Annotated in this window: 19 protein-coding genes; 11 read left to right on the top strand and 8 right to left on the bottom strand. The window is 66.7% G+C overall.

All coding sequences use genetic code 11. The features are described 5' to 3' along the window. Positions 1-110 precede the first annotated feature (110 nt). Together K7W42_RS16015 and K7W42_RS16010 are read right to left on the bottom strand one after the other, a co-directional pair. On the bottom strand, positions 111-1,469 hold the full coding sequence (locus tag K7W42_RS16015; RefSeq protein WP_224575854.1) for a phytoene desaturase family protein: 1,359 nt from the start codon (positions 1,467-1,469) through the stop codon (positions 111-113). After that, positions 1,460-2,347, bottom strand: a complete 888-nt coding sequence (locus K7W42_RS16010) for a UbiA family prenyltransferase (protein WP_224575853.1) — start codon at positions 2,345-2,347, stop codon at positions 1,460-1,462. The genes K7W42_RS16015 and K7W42_RS16010 overlap by 10 nt, the downstream gene beginning before the upstream one ends. 96 nt (positions 2,348-2,443) lie before the next feature. On the opposite strand from K7W42_RS16010, the gene K7W42_RS16005 reads away from it, so the two are divergent. After that, positions 2,444-3,337, top strand: coding sequence for an NAD-dependent epimerase/dehydratase family protein (locus tag K7W42_RS16005; RefSeq protein WP_224575851.1), 894 nt, complete (start codon positions 2,444-2,446; stop codon positions 3,335-3,337). Positions 3,338-3,462: 125 nt separating this feature from the next. On the opposite strand, the gene K7W42_RS16000 is transcribed toward K7W42_RS16005, so the two are convergent. Continuing rightward, positions 3,463-3,906: a hypothetical protein gene (locus K7W42_RS16000; RefSeq protein ID WP_224575850.1), complete on the bottom strand. Its 444-nt coding sequence runs from the start codon at positions 3,904-3,906 to the stop codon at positions 3,463-3,465. Positions 3,907-4,058: 152 nt separating this feature from the next. Then, positions 4,059-4,961 carry a formyltetrahydrofolate deformylase gene (gene purU, locus K7W42_RS15995; protein WP_224575849.1) on the bottom strand — a complete coding sequence of 301 codons (903 nt, stop codon included), beginning with the start codon at positions 4,959-4,961 and terminating at the stop codon, positions 4,059-4,061. Positions 4,962-5,415: 454 nt separating this feature from the next. On the opposite strand from purU, the gene K7W42_RS15990 reads away from it, so the two are divergent. From K7W42_RS15990 to K7W42_RS15975, 4 genes are all read left to right on the top strand, one after another. Continuing rightward, entirely contained in the window at positions 5,416-6,507 is a 1,092-nt protein-coding gene (locus tag K7W42_RS15990) for an aminopeptidase (protein ID WP_224575848.1), read from the top strand. 333 nt (positions 6,508-6,840) lie between these two features. Continuing rightward, the gene (locus K7W42_RS15985) at positions 6,841-7,011 is read left to right on the top strand and encodes a hypothetical protein (protein ID WP_224575847.1); all 171 of its coding nucleotides are present in this window, start codon (positions 6,841-6,843) and stop codon (positions 7,009-7,011) included. 64 nt (positions 7,012-7,075) lie between these two features. After that, positions 7,076-7,624 carry an AAA family ATPase gene (locus tag K7W42_RS15980; protein ID WP_224575846.1) on the top strand — a complete coding sequence of 183 codons (549 nt, stop codon included), beginning with the start codon at positions 7,076-7,078 and terminating at the stop codon, positions 7,622-7,624. Then, on the top strand, positions 7,621-8,079 hold the full coding sequence (locus K7W42_RS15975) for a hypothetical protein (RefSeq protein ID WP_224575845.1): 459 nt from the start codon (positions 7,621-7,623) through the stop codon (positions 8,077-8,079). The genes K7W42_RS15980 and K7W42_RS15975 overlap by 4 nt, the downstream gene beginning before the upstream one ends. A 38-nt stretch (positions 8,080-8,117) precedes the next feature. Here K7W42_RS15975 and K7W42_RS15970 read toward each other — a convergent pair whose 3' ends face one another. Then, the gene (locus K7W42_RS15970; RefSeq protein ID WP_224575844.1) at positions 8,118-11,234 is read right to left on the bottom strand and encodes an NAD(P)-binding protein; all 3,117 of its coding nucleotides are present in this window, start codon (positions 11,232-11,234) and stop codon (positions 8,118-8,120) included. 269 nt (positions 11,235-11,503) lie between these two features. On the opposite strand from K7W42_RS15970, the gene K7W42_RS15965 reads away from it, so the two are divergent. Beyond that, a complete protein-coding gene (locus K7W42_RS15965; RefSeq protein ID WP_224575843.1) occupies positions 11,504-13,150 on the top strand; it encodes a GGDEF domain-containing protein in 1,647 nt (548 codons plus the stop codon). 584 nt (positions 13,151-13,734) lie between these two features. On the opposite strand, the gene K7W42_RS15960 is transcribed toward K7W42_RS15965, so the two are convergent. Then, a complete protein-coding gene (locus K7W42_RS15960) occupies positions 13,735-15,405 on the bottom strand; it encodes a cation:proton antiporter domain-containing protein (RefSeq protein ID WP_224575842.1) in 1,671 nt (556 codons plus the stop codon). Between the two features lie 9 nt (positions 15,406-15,414). Next, positions 15,415-15,747 (bottom strand): hypothetical protein, encoded by a 333-nt coding sequence (locus tag K7W42_RS15955; protein WP_224575840.1) that lies wholly within the window; start codon positions 15,745-15,747, stop codon positions 15,415-15,417. Positions 15,748-15,942: 195 nt separating this feature from the next. On the opposite strand from K7W42_RS15955, the gene rsgA reads away from it, so the two are divergent. Both rsgA and K7W42_RS15945 read left to right on the top strand, forming a co-directional pair. Next, entirely contained in the window at positions 15,943-16,932 is a 990-nt protein-coding gene (rsgA, locus tag K7W42_RS15950) for a ribosome small subunit-dependent GTPase A (RefSeq protein WP_224575839.1), read from the top strand. Between the two features lie 435 nt (positions 16,933-17,367). Further along, positions 17,368-17,835 (top strand): Rrf2 family transcriptional regulator, encoded by a 468-nt coding sequence (locus K7W42_RS15945; protein WP_224575837.1) that lies wholly within the window; start codon positions 17,368-17,370, stop codon positions 17,833-17,835. Between the two features lie 445 nt (positions 17,836-18,280). On the opposite strand, the gene K7W42_RS15940 is transcribed toward K7W42_RS15945, so the two are convergent. Continuing rightward, a complete protein-coding gene (locus K7W42_RS15940; RefSeq protein ID WP_224575835.1) occupies positions 18,281-20,257 on the bottom strand; it encodes a carbohydrate binding domain-containing protein in 1,977 nt (658 codons plus the stop codon). A 351-nt stretch (positions 20,258-20,608) separates the two neighbouring features. Between K7W42_RS15940 and K7W42_RS23310 the strand changes: the two genes are divergently transcribed. Genes K7W42_RS23310 through K7W42_RS15925 form a run of 3 tightly spaced genes read left to right on the top strand, consistent with a single transcriptional unit; the run spans position 20,609 to position 22,230 of the window. Beyond that, positions 20,609-20,797 carry a DUF2256 domain-containing protein gene (locus tag K7W42_RS23310; protein WP_224575833.1) on the top strand — a complete coding sequence of 63 codons (189 nt, stop codon included), beginning with the start codon at positions 20,609-20,611 and terminating at the stop codon, positions 20,795-20,797. After that, positions 20,794-21,705, top strand: coding sequence for a UV DNA damage repair endonuclease UvsE (gene uvsE / locus K7W42_RS15930; protein WP_224575831.1), 912 nt, complete (start codon positions 20,794-20,796; stop codon positions 21,703-21,705). Before K7W42_RS23310 ends, uvsE begins: the two co-directional genes overlap by 4 nt. A 36-nt stretch (positions 21,706-21,741) precedes the next feature. Continuing rightward, entirely contained in the window at positions 21,742-22,230 is a 489-nt protein-coding gene (locus tag K7W42_RS15925) for a gluconokinase (protein WP_224575829.1), read from the top strand. Positions 22,231-22,573 lie beyond the last annotated feature (343 nt).

Genomic DNA, 22,573 nt, shown 5'->3' with positions numbered 1-22,573 from the left:
TTTCCTTCCCACTCTCCTGCGGAGCTTGTCAAGTCTGCGGCGCCGCTTTCCAGGTCCGCTCAGATTCCACCCGGCATTCTGCTCGATTCAACCGGAATCATGAGAACGTTTTACCGCCCGTTCGCCTCGGCCAGCAGCGTGTCCACCAGCAGCGCGCCGCCCAGAATGGCCGGCAGGCCGCCGCCCGGATGCACGCCCGCGCCCACCTGCCACAGCCCCGGCGCCACGCGGTAGGGCTGAGGATGCAGCGGGCCTCCGCGCCAGGGCGGCACTGCGGCCCCATACAGCGCGCCGCCCGGATGGCCCCCAGCGGCGTAATGGGCAGGCGGCAGCGCCGTGACCGCCTGGGCAGAGGCCAGCAGGCCCGGCACCCCCAGGGTCTCCTCTATCCGCGCAACCTGGAACTGCACCCAGGGATGCTCTGGCGTCACGGCGGCGCCCGTGGCGGGCGCGGCCAGCAGTACGCTCAGGCGCCGGCCCTCGGCATGGACCAGGGCCAGGGTGGAAGAGGGCCATTGACCGGCCCGCACTGCGGCCCGGAACGCCCGGAAATCGTCAGGCGGAAGAACGCTCGTGGCTGGTAGAGAGGTCGGCCCAGGCAGCGCAGCATAGAGCGCCACGCCACTGACCGTCCGCCGGGCCAGGGGCGAGGGCGCCCGCTGGCCCCGCAAGGCCGCCAGTCTCACCGGGTCCAGGGCGCTCACGAGGAGGTCGTGACGGACAGCCTCTGCTCCGTTCAACGTCAGCGCGGTGCCGCTGATTCGCGTCACCGCTTCACCCTCGCGCAGCACCACACCCCGCGCGGCCGCACTGTCTTTCAGGGCGTCCAGCAGCGCGCCCATCCCCCGCGCTGGCCGCATCACCTCGGCGCCCACCAGGGCCGGCAGCAGGGCGTACAGCGCCGGGGCGTCCTGCGGGGCCAGGCCTGCATTCAAGGCCTGCGTGGCGAGAGCGTGGCTCAGGGCAGGCGGAAAGTGCCGGGCGCGCAGCCAGGCCGCCGCCGTCAGGTGATGCCCGGTCACCCGGAACAGGGCGGCGCTGGCCCGCAGAAAAGCCGGGTCAGTGAGGCGCGGCGGGGTGGTCAGCAGGGTTAGCAGGTGCGGCGCCAGTGGCGCGGCCATCCGCACGTAGCGCTGCCAGTCGGCAAACAGGGCATGCCCCGGCGGCACCGGCAGCGGCACCGGGCCGTGCGGCGTGTGGTACTGCCCCAGTCCACCCGGCAGCGGCTGAAGGTTCAGGGGGTCAGGCTCGCCCAGCCGGGCCAGGTACGCGCGCCAGACCTGAGGAACAGTGAACAGGCTTGGGCCAGTGTCGAAGGTCAGGCCGCCCACCTTCAGGCGCCGCAGTTTGCCGCCCAGCCGGTCGCGCTCATACACGGTGACGTGGTGGCCCCGCGCCGCCAGCAGCGCCGAGAGCGCCAGCCCCGCCAGGCCGCCGCCCAGAATCCCGACTGAGCGGCCTACGGCCACAAGCCGCGCGCCAGCAGGTAGACCAACTGCACCCCGGCCACCGCGCCCACAATCCAGGGCGTGACGATGCTGAGGGGATACAGCCGCGCAGCCTGCTCGGGGGTGGGGCGGCGGCGCAGGGCCAGGCTCATGCCGCCGCAGGTCAGCAGCAGCGCGAGCGCGGTCAGGCGCGACACCGGCCACAGCAGCGCCGCCGCCAGACAGAACCAGGCCAGGGCATACAGGGCGGTGCCCCCGGCGCCCAGCGTGGTCGCCACTGTGCGCGTGCCGGCCAGGCGGTCGGCGGGAATATCCTGCGCGGCGTCAAAGGCGTGTTTCCCCACCGAATACGCCATCAGGGCCAGCAGCGGCGCCCAGGGCACGCCCTTGCCCAGCACCAGCGCGGGCAGCGCCAGGGGCAGCGCGTAGGCCACGTTGCTCAGGCCGTCCAGAAAGGGCCGGGCCTTGAGGCGCAGGGGCGGCAGGCTGTAGGCCACAAACAGCGCCGCCGACACAGCCAGCACAGCGGTGGCGGCTGGGGGCAGGGCCAGGGTCAGCAGCAGCAGGGCCGGCACATTCAGCCACGCGGTGGCGCGCAGCAGGGGCGCGGCCTCATAGCTGGCCAGGCGCGCGCCCTGCCAGCCTCCTTTGCGGCTGCTGCGGGCGTCTTCTTCGCGGTCAAAGAGGTCGTTCAGGCCGTAAATCAGGAGGTTAAACGGCAGGGTGAGGTAGGCCAGCAGCGCCAGCACGCCGGGGTGCAGGGTATACAGCTCCCCACTGAGCCACACGCCCGTCACCAGGGTGCCCACGGTATTCACCCACAGGGCCGGGCGCGACACCACCAGCACCCGCCGCAGGGGCAGGTGGGCAGGCCAGGCGCGGGCGGGCAGGCGGCTCACGGCCCGCAGTGTACGCGCCGCCCCCACCCGGCAGATGCCCCGACCTGGGCGCGCGGCTACGTTCTGCCGGGGGCCTGGGCCCGCACAATGCGGAGCATGAACATTCTGGTGACCGGGGCCAGCGGCTTTGTGGGGCGGGCCGTCGTGGCCGAGTTACGCGCGCGCGGGCATACCGTCTGGGCCGGCAGCCGCCGGGGCGAGGCGGTGGCCGGCGCCCACGGCCTGAAGCTGGACGTGACGGACCCCGGCAGCGTGCAGCGCGCCGTGGGCCAGGCCGACCCGGAGGCCGTGGTGCATCTGGTGGGCATCATTGCCGAAACCAGGGACCAGACCTTTGAGGGGGTGCATGTCGAGGGCACCCGGCATGTGCTGGCCGCCACGCCCCGGCACGCCCGTTACGTTCACATGAGCGCCCTGGGCGCGCGCGGGGACAGCGGCAGCGGGTATTCCAGCTCTAAAGCCCGCGCCGAGGGCCTGGTGCGGGCCAGCGGCATGCGCTGGACGATCTTTCAGCCCAGCCTGATTTTTGGGGTCGGCGACGACTTTTTTGGCCGAGTGCTGCGCGAACTGGTCAGCACGGCCCCCATCGTGCCGCAGATTGGCGACGGCTCATTTCCCTTCCGGCCCGTCAGTGTGCAGGACGTGGCGCGCGCCTTCGCCACCGCTGCCGAGTCGGAGACAGGGATGGGCGAAACCTTTCGCCTGACAGGCCCCGACGAATACACCTTCCGGCAACTGCTGGAACTGGAATTAGGGGCGCTGGGCAAGCGCAAGCCGATTGTGCCTGTGCCCCTGCCCCTGATGAATCTGGCGGTGCCCCTGATGGGTCTGCTGCCCCACCCACCCATCACACGCGACCAGTACGCCATGCTGAAAGAAGGCAACACGGCGCCCAACGAGCCGTCCCGCACCGTGTTTGACCTGCCCATGCAGCGCCTGCCCGAACACCTGCCGGAGATTGTGGCACAGGCGAAGAAACGCCAGGCCTGAGATAGAGCTGGCCCCTCTGGGCTATGGCAACGATTTAAGCCAATCGGATTGGTGAGCTGTGCCGGTTCCGGTCTTGGAGGTGATACCCCGCTCTGCCGTATGGGCTCAACCGACAGCCGCTGTCTTTACACCCCGAAGAACCGCAGCAGAGGGCGCCACCAGGGAATAGCCACCAGCACCGTCAGCAGCGCCAGGCCGCTCCACAGGGCCGCTGCCTGAAAACGGGCCGGATCGGTGGTGGCCTTGCGGGACTGACGACTCGCCAGGGTGGCGAAGACGGCCGCCAGTAAGCCCAGCCCCAGATGCTCCCACTGAAAGCTGGCGCGCGGCGCCCCGGCAAAGACAGGCACATTCTGCATCCCCAGAAAGGCGAACAGCATCAGCCCCAGCACGACCTGAAGGTGCAGGCTGCCCATAAAAGCCACGACGGGCTGACGGTCCGCCGGGCCAAAGGGCCGCCCCGCCGAGCGCCCGCGCAGACTGGCCACCAGCGCCCATGCGCCAGTCAGGAGAACGACCCAGCGGTTGAGGTTGTGAATGGTCAGCAGCGCAGTGTAAAGAAAGGCCATGGCCCTTAGCCTAATTTGACCGAACGGTCAGCTCAAGAGAGTCCCCTCAATCTCACGTCAGCTGCTGGCTGTAGCGGTGACTTGCTCTGCGTCATCGCCTAACCAGTTCCCCGCTTTCAGAGGGCGCTCCTCTGTCCGCCTGAATCAAGCTGTCAGAACACCACCGTCTTGTTGCCGTACACCAGCACGCGGTCATCAACATGCGCCTTGACCGCGCGGGCCAAGACTTGCCGCTCCACATCGCGGCCCAGCCGCATCAGGGTATCGGGCGTTTCGCGGTGGGTTACGGGAATCACGTCCTGGGCAATGATGGGGCCGGCGTCCAGTTCCTCAGTGACGTAATGGCTGGTGGCGCCAATCAGCTTGACGCCCCGGTTAAAGGCCGCGCGGTAGGGGTTGGCCCCCACGAAGGCCGGCAAAAACGAATGGTGAATGTTGATGACGGGCCGGCCAAAGTGGCCCAGAAACTCGCCCGAGAGAATCTGCATGTAGCGGGCCAGCACAGCAAAATCAGCCCCGGCCTCGTGCATCAGGCGGACCTGCTCGGCCTCGGCTTCAGCCTTGTTCTCCTTGGTCACGGGCACGACATGAAAGGGAATGCCAAACATCTCGGCGTCGCGGCGCAGGTCCTCGTGGTTGCTGATAATCAGCGGGATCTCGACGTGCAGTTCGCCCCGGCGTTTGCGCCACAGCAGGTCCAGGAAGCAGTGGTCGTACCGGCTGACCAGCACGGCCATCCGCTTGGGCTGCGCCGTGTAATTGACGCGCCAGGTCATGCCAAACGGCGCGGCCACCACGCTGGCAAAGGCCCGCTCGAACGGTTCACGCGCCAGGTCCAGGCCCGAGAGGTGAAACTCCATCCGCATAAAGAAGATGCCGCCCTGAGGGTCGGTGCTGTGCTGGTCGCTGTGGATGATATTGGCGCCGTGGTTGTGCAGAAACTGCGACACCGCCGCCACAATGCCGCCCCGGTCTGGGCAGGAGATGGTCAGGACAGCCGTGTTCTGGGGGTCCAGTGAGGTGGGCGCGGAGGGGGCGGAGGCGGGAGCCGTCATCCGGCGAGGATACCCTGCGCCTGGGTCAGACTGACCCTCCATGCCCAGATGGAAGGGCTCAGCCCCCTGTGGTTTCCGGCAACTCGTTTGCGCAAACGGGCTGATTCAAGCCGTGCGAGAACCAGGAAAAGTGGGTTGACGGGCGTGGTGTTTTCAAATCGGCGCCTGCCCAATTTGAAAACGGAACAGATGGAATCCGTATCAGAGCGACTCCGATTGAATCGTTTGCAAAAACGATGACATCCGACCGGAGGGAGGAAGGAGCAAAGCGGGTTCCGGGCGTGGAGTTGGCCAATCGGTTCTCTCCCGATTTGAAAACGGAACAGACGGAATCATTATCAGACGGACACTGTGCCGGGCACTTCCACACCCCGCAATGGAACCGGCGTGTTTGCTCCCCTGCTGCCTCCCGTCACACCCTGCCCTGACCCAGCCCGGTGATAGCCTCGCAGGCGTGCAGACACCCTCCCTTCTGGCGTATGACCCGGACCTTCACGCGGCGCTGCTGGCGGACTACTGCCTGATGGCCGGAGAAGGTGAGCGGCTCCTGGTGGCCGGCGGCCAGGAGGCCACGCCGCTGCTGCGCGCCGTCACCCGCGCCCTGCTGACGCGCGGCGCGCGCCCGGTGCCCCGTGTGGATTACCCTGGCCAGGACGAGGATTTTGCTGAGCTGGCGTCGGACGCCGTGCTGGACGCCGCCCACGCCGCCGACCTGGCAGACGTGGAAGCGCTGGACGGCAGCCTGCGCGTGCTGACCCCTATGCCAGGCCGCGCCGTTGATGCGGCCCGACGCGCCCGTCTGATGGCCGCCCGCGCGCCCGTGGCCGCGGCCCGCGCCCGCAAGAAGTGGAGCCTCACCCTCTACCCCACCGCCCACGCCGCCGCGCAGGCCGGCATGACGCCCGAAGGGTTTGGTGATTTTGTGATGCGCGCCATGTTTCTGGACCGGCCCGACCCGGTGGCCGCCTGGGGCGAGGTGCGCGCCATGCAGGCCCGGATCATTGAGCGCCTGAGCCGCGCCGACGTGGTGAGGCTTGAAGCCCCCGGCACCGACCTGACCCTGCGTGTGGGCGGCCGGACCTGGGCCAACAGCGATGGGCGGCGCAACATGCCCAGCGGTGAGGTCTTTACCGGCCCACTTGAGGACAGCGCCGAGGGCGTGGTGACGTTCACGGTGCCCGCCGAGTATCAGGGCCAAGTGGTGCGGGGGGCGCGGCTGGAATTCCGGGGCGGGCTGGTCGTGGACGCCAGCGCCGAGGAAGGCGACGCCGTGCTGCACGCCGCGCTCGACACAGACCCCGGCGCCCGCCGCTTGGGCGAGCTGGGGATTGGCACCAACAGCGGTATTCAGGTGCCCACCGGCAACATCCTGTTTGACGAGAAAATCGGTGGCACCGTTCACCTGGCCATTGGCAAGAGCTACCCCGAAACCGGCGGCGTCAACGCCAGCGCCGTTCACTGGGACCTGATTACCGACCTCCGCACAGGCGGGCGCCTGAGCCTGGACGGCGAGGTCGTGCAGGAGAATGGACAGTTTTTGATCTGACAGCGGCAGCCTCTGTTGTTGACTCACATTGTTCGCCCCAGAGCGGTTGAGGTGGCCCTTCACTCCACTACTCTGGAGTCCATGTGAAGCAACAGCAGGCGAGCTGGCGCTGCCCGTGACAATGTGGACGCTCTCCAGCTTGAGCCAGCCACGCGGCGGTCTGCCACCACCCTGCTGCACACGCTGGTACCACTGGCGCTGGGTCAGCAGCAGGTTCAACTGGACTGAACCAGAGCCGCTTGCTGCTGACCTTCAGGGCTGGGCGACTGAGGGTCGATCTTCGCTGTCTGAGGTTGTGGCTGGGCTGAGCAGCCTGGTCAGCACGCCGCTGCCATGACCCTGGGGCCGCTCGTCTCACTGACGCTGTGTGTCCTGAGCGTGGGGCTGATGACCAGCGCGACAGGATTCCGGCAACCCGCCGGGCAGGTGCTGGCCGTCTTCGCAGGTCTCCAGACTGTACTGATCATGTGGCCTGTGCCGTCCCCAACCCAGCTGTACGGCTAGCCTCAAGAGAGCGATGGCACGCAAGCAGCGCGCGACCTGGCCTCTGCCCGCTAGCATTCCTGACATGACCCCTTCTCCTGGCCCCATCTGGGTGCTCAGCGGCAGCCCTGGTGCGGGCAAGACCAGCGTGTCGCGGGCGCTGCTGGCCCGCTTTCCGCTCGGCCTGCACCTGCCTATTGATGACCTGCGCGAACTGGTGGTGTCGGGCCTGGCCCACCCCAGCCTAGACCACCCCCCCGAGGCGGTACGGCAGTTTGCCCTGGCCCGCACGGCCGCCGCCCATCACGCCCGCCTGTACGCCGAGGCCGGGTTCACGGTGGCGGTCGACGACGTGCTGTGGCCCGCCGACCTGGCCCCCATGAGCGCCCACTGGGCTGGGCTGGATGTACGCCCGGTGCGGCTGTTGACCACCCTGGAGGTCGCCCACCACCGCAACCGAACGCGCACGAACAAGACCTACGACACCAGTCGCCTCGCACCTCTCATTGACGGCCTGTACCCGCAAATGCCGCCCGAACTGTATGCCGAAGCAGGCTGGGCCGTGGTGGACAGCAGCCACCTGACGCTGGACGACACCGTGGACGCCCTGCTGGCCCTGGAGTGGCCGCAGTGACACCCGGCAGTCCTGCTGTGCTCAGCGGCACCTGGTTTGTCGTGCAGACCAGCCTGCCGCTGTGGCACACGCGGCAAAACCCGAGCGTCACCTACGCGCCGCTGCCAGACGGGCGCGTGGTGGACACGGTGCGCTTTACGCGGCGGGGGCAGCCGAGCCTGATTGTCGGCCTGGACCAGCCGCTGCCGGGGGGCGGCTGGGAATGGCGCGGGGTCAGCCTTCTCACCCGGTTCACGCCCAGCCGGTGGCAGGTGGCCCACGCGGCAGATGGCTGGGCCATCACCGTGTTTGCGCGCACCCCCTTCACGCCGGCCGGGCTGGATGTGTACGCCCGCACGCCGAGCCTGACGGCGGCGCAACAGACCGAGGTGGAGGCCGTCCTGGCCACCTTGCCCATAGCCCAGCCGTACCTCCGCCACCTGTTCTCCCCTGTTCACGACGAACAAAAAAGCTGAGCAGGGAGGAGTCCCCTGCCCAGCATCCTTCCCCTGCTCTATGCGTCGCGCTCGCCCGGAATGGGCGCCCTCACGCCCGTAACCGCCTGAGCGGCCTGCATCCCGGCCATCACCGCCGCCTCCACACAGCCCGCGTTCAGCCCTGTTTTCAGCCAGTCGCCGGTCAGGATGAGGTTGTGGTAGCCCGATTCATCGGCCCTGAGGCGGTGCTGCGTGCTGCCCACCACGCTCATGACATAGCGCTCAGAGGGATCCACGTTCGCACGCCAATACTGGGCGTCAAATCGCGCCTCGCCCTGCGCCGCGTCGGGGGCACTCAGGAGGGCCCAGTTGAACTCGCCCGCCGGGCCAACTGCGGGGAGCAGGGCCGTCAGCTGCTGGGTCACCTGATGCAGTGCCCCAGCTTTGGCCTGGTCCGCGCAGCGGCCTGGGAAAGCGGTCTCGCTGCTGGGCGGCAGACCCTCATCAGGAAAGACCGAGCAGAAATACGACACGTTGCGCGGCGCGCCTGGGGTGTCTGGCCAGTCTTCACGCCGCAGCAGTTGGTCCATCGGCGCCCAGGTGTCGTACGGCTCGGTAAAGCCGCTGAGCACCGGCTCCTGCCCATCAGGCTGCGCGGTCCAGCCCAGCTGTGCCAGGTCGTCTCTGAACCACAGCTGATAGGCCTGGGTCGGAATGCTTTTGACAAAGGTGGTCGTGTTCCTGAGCGCCTCGCTGCCCGCCACCAGGTCAGGGGCCACCAGCGGCACCGAGGCCACCGACAGGCCCAGAATAACCCGGTCAAAGTCCACGCCACGCCTTAGGGTCAGCTCGGGCAGCGGCTGGCCCGTCGCCTGGGCGTAGACCTCTGGCCAGTCGCTCCAGTGGCTTTCCAGGTTCGCGCCGCTCTGGCGCAGCAGCTCGGCTTCCTCAGGCAGCAGCTGGTCAAGGTTCGGCGTGCTGGGCCAGCAGGCCAGCCCCTTGACGTACACAAAGGGGTCGTAGTGGTCGGCCCCGCTGGTCGGCGTGGCCTGCTGGGTCAGGCGGATGGTGCCCACCTCGCCCCCGTCGGGCGTCAGTTCTTCGACCTTATGGAAGAACCGGAACTTCACCCCACGGGCTTTCAGGACCTGATAGGCCGGCGAGAAGATGGTGTCGCCCATCCCGGCCTGCATCTTGTACATGATGCTGCCCTTGTAGGCCAGCCCAATTTTCATCATGGCGCGCAGCAGCGTGCCGGCTTCGGCGTTGGGGCGGTCATAGTCGCCGCCGTCGTAGGCAAAAATCAGATCGTAAAAGCCACGAATAACCGCGCTGTTCACGCTGTAGCGCTCGTTGGCCCCGTGCTTGAGCAGCCAGTCGCGCAGGTCAATGTCGTTGATCACGTCAAAGCCGCCGGTCAGCACCCCGTCGCGCAGGAGGCCCAGCAGGGTGGTCACGCCCAGATCCAGGCAGATATACAGGCGGCGCAGCTTGTCGTCGCGGTCCAGCAGGTCGCAGAGCATGTGGTTCAGCCACTCGCGCAGGCCTTCCAGGGTGCGGGCCAGCAGCCCGCCGCCGTTCTCATCCTCGCGCAGGTGTGCGGGCAGCGCCGCGAGCCACTGACAGGCCCCTTCCAGCGTGTGCAGGGCGCTGGTCGCCAGATATTCCACGTCCGCGCAGATGGTGCTCGCCAGGTGACGCAGCCAGCCGGGATGCTCACCAGTCTCGGTTTTGGGCACCGGCACCGGGGCAGGCAGGTGGGTGTGGCAGACCTCAGCCAGCCAGCCTTTGACGTGGCCCAGCAGGGTCTCGGCGGCTTCCCAGAGGGTCGGGTGGGCATCCCCGTCGCCGGGCGTGCTGGCCTTGTGCGGGAACATCAGCGGCCAGGGGCGCCAGGTCTCACCGATATGTTCACTCAGGACGATGTAGTCATGAGGCTTGAAGGCGTCCTGCCAGGTCGCCAGCGGCGCGGCGGGGGGCCGGTTCAGCTCGCCGTAGACCCCCTGAATCATGCGAAAGGCGTTCTCGTAGAAGCCAAACCAGAGGTGCAGGCCGTGTTCCTCGATGCGCTGCCCAGCGGCGGCATTGCGTCCGCTGGCCCCCTTGCCTCCCAGGCGCCAGCCCATCTGGTACAGGGTGATGTCGTATTTCTCCTGCCAGCCGGGCTCCTGGGTCAGGTGGTACGCCGCGCTGATGGCGCCCACGCCGCCGCCCAGAATCACGATCTTCTCTGGGGGCGTGCGGGCCGGCGGGGCCACCTCCTGCGCCTCTGTCACCGTGAAGTCAAATTGCAGCTCGAAGGGCAGGTGGGCGTCCTGCGCGCCGGGCGCCCAGCCCAGCGTCTGCGCCAGCGGAAAACTGGCGACCTCGTGCAGGGTGCAGGTGGCGCGGCCCCCCACCAGGCGCCCCCCATGCACCTTCTCCACCACGGCAGGCGCCGCCACCACGGCCTGATACACGGCCCTGTCGCCGGCGCCATCTGGAAACTGCTTGAGAAACAGCTGGTCGGTGCGGGGGTTGGTCAGCAGCGAGAGCAAGTCCTCCCAGCCGGCCAGGTCCGGCACCAGAAAGTCAGGCAGGTGACGCAGTTCGGCGTAGGCGCCCGTGACCAGTTCGGCCAACGACTCAACCGGATGCCCGCGCCCGTGGAGCAGCCCTGAATCTGGGGTCACATCCAGCAGTGGGTGCCAGGCAATCTGCGTGTCCGGGGCAAATGGCTCGAAGCCCTTGACGCTCAGGTGAAAGTCGCCGGCCTGCCCTGCGGCGGGCATCTCGTACTGGCAGTCGTATTTGGGGTAGCCGTACAGTTCGCGGCCGTTGATCAGGGCCATCGTGTCGTCCACCCAGATGTGCGCCGGGTAGAAATACAGGTGCTGCAAGCGGCCCCGTGCGTCCAGTTGCCCTACCGGAATCCAGGTGATGATGTCGGTCTCGGTAATCCAGCCCTTGGCCTCGTCGCTGGGGTGCGTGGAATTGGCGTGGCCCACCCGCGTAAAGGTCAGCATGACGTAGGGCGACAGCACCCGGAAGGTGGCGCAGCCCTGTGCAGCGCGGTTCAGGCCCGCGTCCACGGTGGCCTGAAGCCGCGTCAGGTCGCCCTTGACAAAAAAGCCGCGCATGTCGGCCTGTTTGAGGGCCAGCGGCGCGTGCATATTGACGGAACCAGGCAGGTAAATGTATTCGGGTCTGGACATCGTTCACCTTGAGTCAGAGAGGCGGAAAGGTGATGGAGGCCTCAGGGACCCCCAGTGGGTGGGTCTTGGCGGCATGTCCTGCCACGTGGCCTCTGCCTGGCGACTGAGCCACGCGGCAGGACGCAGGCGAGGAACACAGAGCAGGCAGCAGACCACCGGCACAGCGCCCCAGCAGCACGCAGGGCAGCCTGTCCGTCAGACTGTCCTCAATGTGACCTGAGAGGCAGTTCTCTTTATACTGTGTTTATTCTTGAACAAGGGAGTGCGCGATGAATCACCCTATCCTGAACCGTCTGGTCTGGCCGCTGGCCGCCCTGCTGCTGGCTCTATGGGGCCTGCTGACCGGGGCAGGCGTTCACGCGCAGACCCCCGAGACCCGCCTGACGGTGCGCTCTGGGCTCTACCACGCGGCTGACCAGGCCTTCCCGGCTTCCGGCCCCGAGGTCTCCGGCTGGGCCGCCACCCTGACGGCCACCCCGCGCGTCAGGTTCACTGGCGACGAGTCGTGGCTGGTCATGGAGCTGACCAACCGCAGCGCCAACGCCGACTGGGTGTTTAGTCCTCACGGCAGCCTGATCGAGCGGGTGGACGCCCGGCTGTACCGCGAGGGCCAGCCTCCACAGACCTTTCAGACCGGCTATCAGGCCGAACACGCCTACATGCTGCACTACGGCGTGGACATTACAGTGCCGCCCGGTGAACGCGCGTGGCTGGTGGCACGGCTCAGCAGCCCTTTCTATGCCTCGCAGCCCGAGTTCTCGGTGCCCAGCCGGGCCGACTACCGCCGCACGGTGTCGTTTGAAAACTTCCTGATTCTGATGGCGTTGGGCGCGCTGGTCACGCTGTCGTTTTACAACCTGTTTATCTACGCGGGCACGCACAACCGCTCGTTTCTGTTCTACGCGGCCTACATGCTGACCTACTGCGCCGGCTGGGCCTTTACCTTTCACCTGCCCGCTGACGTATTTGGGCTGCGCAACCTGCGGCTGCATTACCTGTGGTTTTTCCTGCTGCCGGTCCTGAACACGCTGTTTTACCTGCATTTTTTGCAGCTGGAGAGCAGGGTGCCGCTGCTGGCCCGCCTGAGCCGGTGGGTGGTCTGGCTGGCGCTGGCGCTGCTGCCCACCTCATTTTTCCTGCTGGCCTACGCGCACGTGCTGGCCACCGCCGTGATCTCTTTGTGGCTGGTGCTGGCGCTGGTGTCGGGGGTGGTCAGCTGGCGCCAGGGCTTTGCCCCCGCCCGCTTCTTCGTGCTGGGCCTGCTGGCCCTGCTGATCCCGGCGGCCGTGATCCTGCCGGGCAACGTGGGCCTGTCCCCCGACGTGCCTTTTAACTCGGAACTGTTCACGCTGCTGGGCGGCACGCTGGACGGCCTGCTGCTGGCCTTTGCCCTGGCCGACATGATCCGGCTGCTCAGCCGCCAGAACCAGGCGTCCATTGTTCAGTTGCAGCGTGCCCTGCACCTGGCCCGCACCGACAACCTGACAGGCCTGCACAACCGCTACGCCTTCGAGCAGGTCTTTAATGCCGAGGACAGCGCGCGCCTGCTCATCGTGATGGACCTGGACGGTCTGAAAGGCGTCAACGATCAGCAGGGGCACACCAGTGGCGACGAACTGCTGCGCACCTTCTCGCAGCACCTCCGGGACCTGGAGCGTGAGGGCGTAACCGCCTACCGCCTGGGCGGCGACGAATTTGCCCTCCTGGCCCCGCTGGAAGCCGAGGCCGAATTGACCGGTCGCCTGCAGGACATCGAGCGTGCCATGCAGACCAACCACCCGTCGTCGGGGGTCAGCTTCGGGGTGGCGCACACCAGCGCCGCACCAAAAGTCAGCACCTTTGACGAGGCCGACCAGCGGATGTATCACCACAAGCAGGCAAAAAAAAGAAATGTGCGCGCCTCCTTGCTGACGTGAGGCCTCCGAAAGACATGAAGCTCTGTCCAGAGGAATGTGCAGAACAAGGTGCTCTTCTGGACGTGACGTGAGATGGACGCCGACCCCACCATGTGCATCAAAGCGCCGTGGGATGAGGTCGGTCTGGATGAGAGCGGGCAGCAGGATCGGAGGTTCCGAGCGTAGCTGGGCCAACTGGTGCTGTGCTGGTGTAGGAGCGCCAGAGACGAAGTTCGCCTGAGCGGCACGCGCCTTGTGATATGCCAGCGGTGGTGCGCAGCCCTTTGAGGAAGCCTGCTCACCCCGTCCTGCCATGCAGAACCGCCGTGCATACCAGCGAGTTGCTCCGCCCCGCGCCTATCGGAATCCCCTGATACGAATTCCGCTTAATTGCAGCACAGCCGGACAGGCACCGTCTGCGCTTCCATATCGCGAAATCCGTATATGTTCCTTCTCGCTCCGCTCGGATTTCATCAAGCATTCTGCTCGATTCAATCGGAGTCCGTATGAAGACCGCTCCGAGAAATGTGGCTCAGGAAAGACTGCTCAAGAAAAGAGGCACAGCCACGTCACCTGGGCTGTGCCTCTTTTCGTCTGGCCTGCAGCTAGCTTCGGGCCGCCATCATCTCCACGGCCTGCACGCCGATGGCTTGCCCCAGTTCCTGCTCGGCAAACAGCACCTCGGTGGCGCCCAGTTCCTGAAGGGCCAGCTGGGTGTGCTCGTCGTGGGCGCGGGCAATCAGCGGAACGCCGGGGTTCACACGCCGGACGTGCTCGGTCATCAGCTGGGCCTGAATGGCGTCTGGCACGGCAATCACCACCAGCGCGGCCTCGGGCAGCCCGGCCTGGCGCAGCACCTGGGTGCGGGCGGCGTCGCCCAGGATGACCTGATGGCCCTGGGTACGCAGGTCGTCGGCCAGAGCGTCATCCTGCTCGACCACCACAAAGGGCTGTCCCTGCGCGGTCAGGGCCTCGCCCACCAGCCGGCCCACGCGGCCGTAGCCCACCAGTACGGCGTGATCGCGCAGCACCGTCGGGGTCTGCTCTGGGACGGTGGCGCTGGCCACGGCCTTCCCGCGCCCGCCCAGGGCACGCTGCAGCGGCTCGATCAGCCGGAACAGGAAGGGGTTCAGAGAAATCGAGATGATGGCCCCTGCCAGAATCAGGTTCTGGCCCTGGGCGCTCAGGAGGTTCAGGTCGCGGCCCAGGGTAGCCAGAATGAACGAGAACTCGCCGATCTGCGCCAGTGACACGCCCACCGCCAGCGCCGTGCCCACCGGGTAGCCGCGCCACAGCACCAGCACAAAGGTCAGCAGGGCCTTGCCCAGCATGATCAGCAGAGCTGTGGCCAGCACAAGCAGCGGCGCACTGAGCAGAATGGACGGGTCAAACAGCATGCCCACCGACACGAAGAACAGCACCGCAAAGGCGTCCTGAAATGGCAGCGCGTCCTCGGCCGCCTGCTGGCTAAACTTGCTCTCGCTTACCACCACGCCGGCAAAGAAGGCCCCCAGCGCAAACGACACGTCAAACAGGATGCCAGCCCCGTAGGCGATGCCCAGCGCCGTACCCAGCACCGCTAACGTAAACAGTTCGCGCGACCCCAGCCGGGCCACGCGGGCCAGCATCCACGGAATCACCCGGCGGCCCCCCACCATCATCAGCGCCACGAACACCACGACCTTGCCCACGGTCAGGGCCAGGGTGGTCAGCAGCGTGCCCACGTTCAGGCCGCCCTCGGTCTGACCCGTCAGCAGCGGCGCAAAGGCAGGCAGCAGCACCAGCGCCAGCACCATCACCAGGTCCTCGACAATCAGCCACCCCACCGCAATCTTGCCCTTCTCGGTGTTCAGGGTGCCGCGTTCCTCCAGGGCGCGCAGCAGCACCACCGTGCTGGCCACCGCCAGCGCCAGGCCGAAAATCAGGCCCTCCCCCACCGACCAGCCCCACAGCTGCGTCATGCCAATGCCTAGCAGCGTCACCGCCAGCATGCGCAGCAGCGCGCCCGGCACAGCAATGCGGCGCACCGCCAGCAGGTCCCCAAACGAGAAGTGCAGGCCCACCCCGAACATCAGCAGAATCACGCCAATCTCGGACAGCTGCGCGGCAATGCGCGAGTCGGCCACAAAGCCGGGGGTAAAGGGGCCAACGGCAACCCCCGCCAGCAGATAGCCCACCAGGGGGGGCAAACGCAGGCGGGTGGCCAGCAGACCGCCAAAAAACGCGAGGGTGAGGCCCACGGCCAGGGCGGCAATCAGTTCGGTGTGGTGAGGCATGTCGGCTCCTTAGGGGGTGGGGTCGGCAGCGGGGGGCGAGGTCTCGTGGGGAAACTCCTGCGCAAGGAAGGCCTGAAAGGCGGCCTGGAACTCCTCGCCCTGGGTGGGCAGGCCGGCGGCCTGAACGGCGTCGCGGATGGCCGCTGAAAGCAGTTGCCCGGCGGCGCGGGTGCGGGTGGCGTCCATCAGCTCGGCCAGCTGAGTCAGCCAGAAAAAGTCGGCGGCTTGTAGGCGCAGCGTCACCTTGCCGTCAGGCAGGTCACCCTGGTGCCCACGCGCCGCCTGTTCTTCCAGCGCGTGACGAATCAGCGAATGAACTCGGGAGGGGGGTTTCAATGGCATAGGAACCACTGGCAGACTACCACAAAAAGATGGCGAATTGCCAGCAATGTCAAAAAGGCGCTCAGGCCAGCTGAAAAAGGTGTTGAGTGATAAACCCTGCGAGGGCCTGAACAGTGCCCAGAGGGCGCATGGACCACGCTCGTCAGCCCTCGCCTGCGGTGATCCAGGGCGCCCGCGTGGCAGAGTAGGGGCCATATGTTGCCTGAGCTAAGGGCCCTGGGCTGGGGGGCCGATTTCGAGAGTGACTACCAGGCGTTTTGCCGGACGCTCACGCCCGAGGCGCAGCCTCAGGTGCAGCCAGTGCGCGTTGTGGGCACGGGCCGCCAGATCGTCCATGTGCGCGGCGCCCACGGCGACACCGAGGCCCGGCTGGCGGGCACGCTGCGCCAGGAACAGGTCGCCCCCGCCATTGGCGACTGGGCCGTTCTGGAGGGCGCAGACGGAGGGCCTGGCCGCCTGCTCCAGGTGCTGCCCCGCCGCACCACCTTCTCACGCGCCGTGGGCGCCGACGAGGGCCGCCGGCCTCAGGCCGTGCGCCAGCAGGTCATCGCCGCCAACGTCGATGTCGTCCTGATTGTCACGGCCCCGGACGCCGACTTCGACCTGGACCGACTGGAACGCTACGTTCAGGCTGTGCAGGCCAGTGGGGCACAGCCCGTGCTGGTGCTCAACAAGGCCGATCTGCGCCCAGATGTGGGCTGGTATCTGGACGAATTGCAAAGCCTTGGCGCTGAGCTGGAAGTACACGCCGTTTCGGCGGCGGATGGGCAGGGCTTAGACGCGCTTCAGGCCCTGCTGACCGAAGGCGTCACGCTGGCGCTGATCGGCTCGTCGGGCGTGGGCAAGTCCACCCTCACCAACGCCCTGCTGCGCCGCGAGGCCGCACAGACCGGGGCCGTGCGGGCCAGTGACAGCCAGGGCCGCCACACCACGACCACCCGCACGCTGTATCTGGTGCCGGGCGGTGGGCTGCTGATTGACAATCCGGGCCTGCGCGACATCGCGGTGTGGGACGCGGCGGCCGCCGATTTTGACGACTTAGAGGACCTGGCCGCCCAGTGCCGGTTCCGCAAGTGCACCCATACCACTGAACCGGGCTGCGCTGTGCAGGCCGCCGTGCAGGCGGGAGAGGTCTCGGCGGCCCGCCTGGCGGCCTTTCAGGCCCAGCAGCGCCAACGCCGCTGACACGGGTCCTCTGACGGCCGACTGGCAAGGGAGAAGAGGGGGCTGTGCAGGTCGGGCCATCCGCTGTGATGACCAGTCATACGGATTCCGTCTGTTTCATTTACAAATCGGAACAGAACTGATTTGCAAACTCCACGCCCGGAACCCGTTTTGCTCATTCTCGCTCCGCTCGGATTGAATCGTTTTTGCAAACGATTCAATCGGAGTCCATATCAGAGGTGGTGGGCTCTGCGTCAGACAGGAGCCCGCATGAGAAGGGCAACGGTGCCAGGCGACGTGACTCTTTTTAGCCCGTCACCATCGCTCGGCAATGGCCGCGCGTCCAGGGCAACACTCCTCTCCTATCAGCAACTGACCACACCTCTCTATCAATCTCGGCGCACACCTCAGAGGCACAGGCGTAAACCGGCCGCATCCCAGGGTACACTGCGGCCCATGCGGCTTTCGGCCACCGATGTCTACGCTTTTCAGGCCCTGGGCTTTCTGGGCGCCCAGCCGCTGGACCGCTGGGTGTCCAGCGAGGAAATCAGTGAGGCGACCGGCGTTCACCGCCCGTACCTGGTCAGAATTCTGGCGGCCCTGAGCGCCAAGGGCGTCGTGAAAAGCAAAAAGGGAATTGGCGGCGGCTACGCGCTGGCCCGCAAACCTCATCTCATCAGTCTGTGCGAGGTGGTGCGCGCCATTGACGGCCCGGTGGCGCCGCTGTCGTGCATCAGCCTCAACTGGCACGAGCCGTGCGTGGAAGAGGCGCGCTGCCACGCCCGCAACACGGTCTACACCCGCATGCGTGACGCCATGCTGGGCGTACTGCAAGAATTCAGCGTGAACGACTTGGTGGCCGATACCCGGCAGGGCGTGAGCTACGGCCACTGCCTGACCCACCTGCTCAAGCCCAACGCTTAACGAGAAAGTCAGTAGCAAGGCGTGGGCACGGTTTGCTGGGCAATTCTAGGGCCTGCGGGAGCGTCACAGGCGCCAGAGCGTACGGCCTTCTCCGTCGCTCATCTAAGTTCGGCACTCACCTGTCACGCCGTCAACGGCGCGAAAACTCCCGAGGCGTCCCTAGGCCGCAAGGCACAGGGCACAGCCCGGCACCTTTGACTGACGTGCAGGCAGGCCAGCGTCTTCCCGCCTCCAAACGCTGGACGCCAGGCAGACGGCAGTGGGGCGGCACCCCGCTCATCACGAGGAAGCCGCCCCACTGCCGAAGCACTCTCCTACCGGATTGCTCTAATGACACGGCTTACCAGAGCCACTCCGGGCCCCCTTCTACCCCTGCTGCTGTGCCGCTTGACAAGCCCACTTGAATGATTCGGCAACAGACCGCTGAATCCTCCCCCGTGCCGCCTTACTTGTTCGGCACCAGCTTGAAGTCCTTGAACGACAGGCTGTAGGCGTCGCCCGGTGTGCCCACCGCCCCCAGCACCTGAAGCTGCGCCGCCACGTTGGTCGTGGGAGCAGTAAAGGTGTAGGTGAAGCCCTTGGCTGTGGGGGTCAAGGCGGCTTTGGTGTCTAGGTAGCGCGCGTAGCTGCCACCGTTCTCGCCCACCACAATCGCCACCTCGCGGGCGCTGCTGGCGCGGCCAGTAAAGGTCAAGGTGTAACTCTGGCCCCCCACCAGTGGCACGTCGGTCTGGTTGAGCTGCACATGCCAGTTATTGGCCGGGTCTACATGGGCCACGTTCAGGGTCACCTCACCGCCGCTGACGGCGGTGGTCAGGCCGTTCGCGCCGCTGTCCCAGGTGGACCAGTAGGCGGTGCCGGGCACGCCCGCAATGCCGGGGTGAGCCGCGCTGTTCTGAGTAAAGGCGGCGTTGTACAGCAGGTTGCCGTCCGGGGCTGGGGGCCGCGCGCCCGCCGCGTTGCCCACACGCTTGACCACCACATTGTCCAGCCACACGGGGCCAGCGCCCGCCGCTCCCAGGTTGAATTCCAGGCGCGCGGCCGCGTCGGTGACGGCCTTCATGTCAAAGGTGAGCGTCTTGCGTTCCTTCGTGGTTCCGATGTTAACCGTCTGCTCACCGGAATAAGCCGCGTAGCCCCGGTCAGGGCCGCCGCCCACCTTGACCATCATGGGCCGGGCCTGCGCCGCCCAGACATCAAAGCTGACCTCGTACTTGCCGCCGCTTTCCACGTTCAGGCCGTCCTGACGCACCTGCACCGCGTAATTCACGTTACCGGGGGCCGTGATATCGGCCTTCAGGGCATTGCCTTGTCCGGCGTCGTTGCTCAGGCTGACCTTGCCGTCGCTGGTGAACAGCGTCCAGAAGGCCGAATTGGTCACGCCGTCCAGATGGGTGGCGCCCGGCGTCACACGCGGGTCGGTGTCGGCCCAGTCAAAGGACGAGTTATAGACCAGGTTGCCGTCCTGCAGGGTGGGGCGGCCGGGCACCGGGGTCCAGGGATAGGTCATCTTGGGGCGCTCGCCGGCGGGTTTCTTTTCGGCTTCCAGGCCGTACACGCGCACGTAATCCACGCGCATCTCGGCGGTGCTGGGCGTCGTCGCGTCGGGGTTGCCGTCAAAGTTACCGCCCACCGCCAGGTTCAGCAGCAAGTAAAACGGCTGGTCAAAGGGCGCAGGCCAGGCGTACAGATCGCTGTCACTGCTGGGCGGCACACCCTTGGCACTCCACCATTCGGTCTTCTCAGAGGTCAGCTGGCCGTCAATGAACCACTGAATCTTGCCCGGCGTCCACTCGACGGTGTACACGTGCCACTCGTCCATCGTGCCCGCGTTGGGGTAGTTGACGGTCTGCCCCTTGTAGACGTTGTTGGGCCACACGCCGCCGTAATGGATGGTCTGCCCCACCTCGGTCGGCTTGCTGCCCCAGCCTTCGGCGATATCCAGTTCGCCGTTGGCCGCCCAGACGCCGTAGGGATTAGGTTCCTCGGGCAGCATCCAGATGGCGGGCCACAGCCCCTTGCCTTTCGGAAACTTGGCGCGAATCTCAAAGCGGCCGTAGGTGCGGCTGAACTTGCCCGCCGTGCGGATGCGGGCCGAGGTCCAGGGAAAAGTCGCGCCCTGGGCATCCTTGTAGCTTTCCTTGCGGGCGGTAATGACCAGTTCGCCGTTCTCCAGGCGCAGGTTTTCAGGGCGGTCGGTGTAATATTCCAGCTCGTTGTTGCCCCAGCCCGAAATGTACTCAGTGCCATTCATGAAACCGTTGCCAAGCTGATGGCTCCAGCGGGCCGTGCTGAGGCCAGAACCAGTGAATTCTTCCTGCCACACCGGCTGGGGCTCGGTGACAGCGGTGCGGGCACAGCTGGCCAGCATCAGCGTGACCAGAGACAGGGCGGCGTAGGTGCGGGCGCGGCGCTGGAACATGAAAGCCTCCGGGCAGCCTGAGGAACGGCAGGGCAAATCCGACTGTGCCGCCTGGGCGCACACATGGGCGTCAGACGGAAGGTGGCCTCCTGCGGTCAGGTGGGGCAAAAAAAAGAGCTGCTTACCCTGAGCGTAAAGGCTCTTGAAAACGCTGTCAAGCCAGGTGAGCGAGCCTTTTCTAGAAACCGGTCGTCCTCCCTTTGGTATGGGCCATTCTGATTTCCAGCCGTATGAATGCGTTTTCAGAAAGGGGTGTCCATTAGCGCCGCTCGTCCTCCTCGCCCAACCCGCAAGAAAGCGCCAAGCGGCGCCCCTGTCGCACCGCCTCGGCTCCGGCGCATGATGCAGCGGATGTCTGCTCAAGCTTCATTCGGCAAAGGCCGGCCACCCAGTCAGCGCCCCACCAAACTCTGCGCGGCGTGCGGCCTGCCGTTTACCTGGCGCAAAAAGTGGGAACGCGACTGGGAGCAGGTGCGCTACTGCTCGGACCGCTGCCGCAAAGCAGGCCGAGCCGCGCCCGCCGCAGGGCAGACGCCGTGAGCGCGCCCAGCCCGGCCTACGGCCTGGTGTGCATGACGGTGGGGCCAGAAATCCACTTCCGCACCATCACCCTGACGCGCTACCGCGCCCTGACCCCAGAGGCGCGGGAGGCGGCGCTACTTGACCTGTACGCCGAGAACATCTCGCGGGTGCAGGGGGCCGCCGACTTCTGCGCGGCGCGTGGCATTCGCCTCTACCGCCTGAGTTCCAGCCTCTTTCCCATGCTGGACCTGGCCGGTGACGACACGGGCGGGGCTGTGTTAGACGCCCTAGCGCCGCAGCTCCTGGCTGCTGGGCAGGCCTTCGTGAACGCCGGGATTCGCGTGCTTATGCACCCCGAGCAGTTCATCGTGCTCAACAGTGACCGCCCTGAAGTGCGTGCAGCCAGCGCCGCCGCACTAGGTAGCCACGCCCGCGTGCTCGACGGCCTGGGCTTGCCGCGCAGTCACTGGGCGCTGCTGCTGCTGCACGGCGGCAAGGGCGGGCGGGCCGCCGAACTGACCGCCATCATTCCCGACCTGCCCGACGGCGCGCGGCTGCGCCTGGGTCTAGAAAACGACGAGCGCGCCTATGGTCCCGCCGAACTCTTGCCGGTGTGCGAGGCCACGGGAACGCCTCTGGTCTTTGACGCCCACCACCATGTGGTCCACGACAAGCTGCCCGACCAGGAGCATCCCAGCGTGCGCGAGTGGGTGCTGGCGGCCCGGCGCACCTGGCAGCCTCCAGAGTGGCAGGTGGTTCACCTGAGTAATGGCCTGGAGGGCCCCGGCGACCGCCGCCACAGCTACCTGATTACGCAGCTGCCCAGTGCCTACGCCGACGTGCCCTGGATCGAGGTTGAAGCCAAGGGCAAGGAAGAGGCCGTGGGCGCCCTGATGGCGCAGGCCGCAACGCTCAATGTCACCTAAAGCCCGGTGAGGCCGGGCGCACTGCACACTGGACCCATGCGCGTGGTGGTCATGGGGGTGATTGGCAGCGGCAAGACCGAGCTGGGCCGGACGCTGGCAGCGCAGCTGCACTGGCCCTTTCTGGACGCCGACGACTACCACTCGGCGCAGGCGCGCGCCCAGATGGCCACCGGCACCCCCATGTCCGACGATGACCGCCGCCCCTGGCTGCTGGCGCTGCGCCGCGCGTTGGGCGAACGCCCGGAAGTCATCCTGGCCTGCTCGGCCCTCAAGCGGCGCTACCGTGACATCCTGCGCCTGCCCGGCACCCGCTTTGTGTATCTGGACGTGCCGGCTGCGCTGGTCAGAGAGCGTCTGAACCACCGCCCGGATCACTTTGCTGGCCCCAGCCTGCTGCCGTCACAACTGGAGGCGCTGGAAACGCCCGATCCCAGCGAACTGGATGTCTTGACCCTGCACGTCAGCCTGCAGGACAGTCCAGGCGACCTGGCCGCCCACGTGATGACGGCTTTCAATCTGCACTGAGCACCGGGACTTGGCACAAAGAAAGGTGCAGAAGCCCGCTGAACGGACACCCGGCCAGGTCTGACGGTGGACCTCTGCCCTATTAGTGGGGAAAGGGCAGTGACCACTTCACACCGAACAGCTGTCTGGACGCGGCGACTCGCCTGGCGGAATGGACCGGAAAGTCCACTTGCTTCAGAGCCTGTGGGCCTGTGGCTTTCAAAGACTCTGGGTCCTGCCGTCTCTGTTCAGACTGGTAACTCAAACAGAAGCTTAAAAACCTCTGTCTCTCCTGCACACCACCTGCAAGCTCAAGGCCAGCCCAAGGTGACGCCTGGTCAATCTGGCATGCAAGCTAGAGCCC

The sequence above is a fragment of the Deinococcus betulae genome (assembly GCF_020166395.1).
GTDB classification, from domain to species: domain Bacteria; phylum Deinococcota; class Deinococci; order Deinococcales; family Deinococcaceae; genus Deinococcus; species Deinococcus betulae.
This window is presented reverse-complemented; position numbering and strand designations above follow the sequence as displayed.

What these genes read in the sequence shown, in the direction of transcription:
- K7W42_RS15965 (WP_224575843.1), top strand. Translation starts at nt 11,504, where the DNA reads ATGAATCACCCTATCCTGAACCGTCTGGTCTGGCCGCTGGCCGCCCTG.
- K7W42_RS15940 (WP_224575835.1), bottom strand. Translation starts at nt 20,257, where the DNA reads ATGTTCCAGCGCCGCGCCCGCACCTACGCCGCCCTGTCTCTGGTCACG.
- K7W42_RS16005 (WP_224575851.1), top strand. Translation starts at nt 2,444, where the DNA reads ATGAACATTCTGGTGACCGGGGCCAGCGGCTTTGTGGGGCGGGCCGTC.
- K7W42_RS23310 (WP_224575833.1), top strand. Translation starts at nt 20,609, where the DNA reads ATGTCTGCTCAAGCTTCATTCGGCAAAGGCCGGCCACCCAGTCAGCGC.
- K7W42_RS15945 (WP_224575837.1), top strand. Translation starts at nt 17,368, where the DNA reads ATGCGGCTTTCGGCCACCGATGTCTACGCTTTTCAGGCCCTGGGCTTT.
- K7W42_RS15980 (WP_224575846.1), top strand. Translation starts at nt 7,076, where the DNA reads ATGACCCCTTCTCCTGGCCCCATCTGGGTGCTCAGCGGCAGCCCTGGT.
- K7W42_RS15960 (WP_224575842.1), bottom strand. Translation starts at nt 15,405, where the DNA reads ATGCCTCACCACACCGAACTGATTGCCGCCCTGGCCGTGGGCCTCACC.
- K7W42_RS15985 (WP_224575847.1), top strand. Translation starts at nt 6,841, where the DNA reads ATGACCCTGGGGCCGCTCGTCTCACTGACGCTGTGTGTCCTGAGCGTG.
- K7W42_RS15925 (WP_224575829.1), top strand. Translation starts at nt 21,742, where the DNA reads ATGCGCGTGGTGGTCATGGGGGTGATTGGCAGCGGCAAGACCGAGCTG.
- purU (WP_224575849.1), bottom strand. Translation starts at nt 4,961, where the DNA reads ATGACGGCTCCCGCCTCCGCCCCCTCCGCGCCCACCTCACTGGACCCC.
- K7W42_RS16000 (WP_224575850.1), bottom strand. Translation starts at nt 3,906, where the DNA reads ATGGCCTTTCTTTACACTGCGCTGCTGACCATTCACAACCTCAACCGC.
- K7W42_RS15955 (WP_224575840.1), bottom strand. Translation starts at nt 15,747, where the DNA reads ATGCCATTGAAACCCCCCTCCCGAGTTCATTCGCTGATTCGTCACGCG.
- rsgA (WP_224575839.1), top strand. Translation starts at nt 15,943, where the DNA reads ATGTTGCCTGAGCTAAGGGCCCTGGGCTGGGGGGCCGATTTCGAGAGT.
- K7W42_RS15970 (WP_224575844.1), bottom strand. Translation starts at nt 11,234, where the DNA reads ATGTCCAGACCCGAATACATTTACCTGCCTGGTTCCGTCAATATGCAC.